Source organism: Candidatus Methylomirabilota bacterium, from assembly GCA_035315345.1.
Taxonomy (GTDB): Bacteria; Methylomirabilota; Methylomirabilia; order Rokubacteriales; family CSP1-6; genus CAMLFJ01.
In genome coordinates, this window is sequence record DATFYA010000052.1 from 1 (window position 1) to 2,416 (window position 2,416).

Here is a 2,416-nt window from a genome sequence, read left to right on the forward strand (position 1 = left end):
CTCAACGGTTCTCCTGTCTACCACTACGGCCACGTGGCGACCTACGCGTCGCGAACCGTGGTGCACGAGTCGTGCGCGATTCGCATCGATCCCGCGATGCCGCTCGACCGCGCCGCGCTCATCGGCTGCTCGGTGATGACCGGGGTCGGCGCGGTGATCAACACCGCGGCGGTGCCCGCGGGCGCGAGCATGGCGGTCTTCGGCGTGGGCGGCGTCGGCCTCAACGTGGTCCAGGGCGGGGCGATGGTCGCCGCGCACCCGATCATCGCGGTCGATCTGCGGGCGGCCAGGCTCGAGCACGCCCGCGCGGTCGGAGCCACCCACGCCATCGACGCGTCCCGCCAGAATCCGGCCGCGGCGATCCGCGCCATCACCGGGCGCGGGGCCGACTTCACCTTCGTGGCGGTCGGCGCGACGCGCCCCATCACCCAGGCCCTCGAGGCGCTCGCCCCCGGCGGCACGTGCGTGCTGATCGGCGTGCCGGAGACCGGGGCTACCGTGCCCCTGGATGCGCGCCCGCTCGTCACGGCCGAGCGCGTGATCCGCGGCTCGAGCTACGGCAGCGCGCGCACCCGCGAGGACCTGCCGCGCCTCGTGAGCCTCTACCAGGCGGGCAAGCTGCGCATCGACGAGATGATCACCCACCGCTACGCGCTGGAGGACGCCAACGAGGCGTTCCGCGCCCTCGCCGCCGGCGAGCTGCGTCGCGGCGTGATCGTATTCTGATGGCGATGCGCGCAGTCGCCTTCGCGCTGCGGTTCACCGGCCACGGACGACCCGTGCCCGGCTCGACCACCAGGCGGCAGGCCCGCACGGTGGCGCCGAGCCAGGCGTGGCGCACCGTCATCGCGGGCACCGGCGTCGCCGGTGAGGTGGAGCCGCTCGCAGGTGAGTCGGCCGTCCTGGAATCGCGCGTGGAGCGCTCCGCCGACGGCTCCTTCGTCGAGGACGGCACCATCACCTACGGCAGCGCCGGCTCCATCGCCTTCGACACGGTCGGCCGGGGCCACGTGGGCCCGGCACCCGACGGCCGCGGCAGCCACGGAGTCGTGATGTGGCGGGTCACGGGCGGCAACGGATCATTCACGGGCGCCCAGGGCCTCATCACGTCGAACTTCACGGTGAGCCCGAACGGGGACGTCACCGACGACCATTTCGTCCGGCTCTATTTGCCGCAATGAGCCGGGCGAGTTCGGCTCCGCCGGCAGCTACAGCAGGAGATCGGCGATCTGGATCCGCGCGGCGGGGAGTGCCGCCGGGGCGATCACGGCCGGCGGCGCCAGTGTGCCCACTGACCGATACCGCCAGCCGTGGGACGCCACCGGGTCCGGCGCAGGGTCGCGATAGGTCTCGAGGACCCGGTCGACCAGATTGACGATCCAGTATTCCCCGATCCGGGCTCGCGCGTAGAGACTCCCCTTCTGCTCGCGGTCGAGCCGAAGACTGGAATCGGCCACCTCCACCACGAGGACGGCCCGCGTCGGATGGGCGCCCAGATAGTCGGCACGCCGCCCAGGGACCACTGCCAGGTCGGGCTCCGGCACCGATTCGTCGTCGAGGACGAGGGGCATCTGCGTGCGGACCATGAACCCCGCCGGCAACACGGCCCGCAGCGCATCGTCAGCGGCGCCGACCGCGGTGGCGTGCGGACTATTCTGTGGCTCGGCGACGATGAGCTGCCCGCCGATGAGCTCGACGGGATCTCCTTCGAACAGTCCGAGGTCGACGAGTCGCTCGTATTCGACGCGCTTCCAGCGTCGAAGAGTCAACGAAGGGTGCTCCATACTCGGCACGCTATCGGACATCGCGCGCTCGGTCAATGTCCAAGGTCGGATACGGCTTGGCCCGGCGCGGCCCGCGAGCCTACTCGAGGCTACCCTGTCTCCGTCTCCGCCTTGCCGCCAGCCCGATTCCGGTCAACGAGCTGCCGAGAAGCAGAAGGGTAGCGGGCTCCGGTACCGGAGTGGGCACCGGTGCACCGGCCTCGGTGAAGAAGCTCTGTCCGTTCGCGGTGAACAATCCGTGGCCACCAAAGTCGACGGGATTGGTCGCCGCGCCCGTCGTGGTGTTGACCGTGTAGACGTTGGTGCCCGCAACCGCGTAGAGAACACCGTTGTCGCCCGTCGCCAACCCGAAAACCCCGCTGACGCCGAACGGCCCGACGCAATCGGGGTCTCCTGCGTACATGGGCAAGACGGCATGTTACCGCGGAGTCGGCGAAAGGACCCGCACAATAGTGCGGCTCGATGGCAGCGCCCGAGATCAGCCCTTGACGGAGCCGGCGGTGAGGCCCTGCACCATGTATTTCTGGAAGATCAGCACGAGGAGCACCGCGGGCAGCGCGCCCAGGAAGCCGGAGGCCGCGATCACCGAGTAGTCCACGTTCACCTGGCCGTTCATCGCCGCGATCACCGGC

The 2,416-nt window shown here is 70.3% G+C and carries 4 protein-coding genes; 2 read left to right on the top strand and 2 right to left on the bottom strand.

The features are described from left to right. Positions 1–726, top strand: a 726-nt coding sequence (locus tag VKN16_06175) for a zinc-binding dehydrogenase (GenBank protein HME93784.1), incomplete at its 5' end; no start/stop codon positions are given. Continuing rightward, the gene (locus VKN16_06180; GenBank protein HME93785.1) at positions 726–1,181 is read left to right on the top strand and encodes a hypothetical protein; all 456 of its coding nucleotides are present in this window, start codon (positions 726–728) and stop codon (positions 1,179–1,181) included. The genes VKN16_06175 and VKN16_06180, both read left to right, overlap by 1 nt. A 27-nt stretch (positions 1,182–1,208) precedes the next feature. On the opposite strand, the gene VKN16_06185 is transcribed toward VKN16_06180, so the two are convergent. Together VKN16_06185 and VKN16_06190 are read right to left on the bottom strand one after the other, a co-directional pair. Then, a complete protein-coding gene (locus tag VKN16_06185; GenBank protein HME93786.1) occupies positions 1,209–1,820 on the bottom strand; it encodes a Uma2 family endonuclease in 612 nt (203 codons plus the stop codon). 43 nt (positions 1,821–1,863) lie between these two features. Continuing rightward, a complete protein-coding gene (locus VKN16_06190; protein HME93787.1) occupies positions 1,864–2,187 on the bottom strand; it encodes a PEP-CTERM sorting domain-containing protein in 324 nt (107 codons plus the stop codon). Between the last annotated feature and the right edge of the window lie 229 nt (positions 2,188–2,416).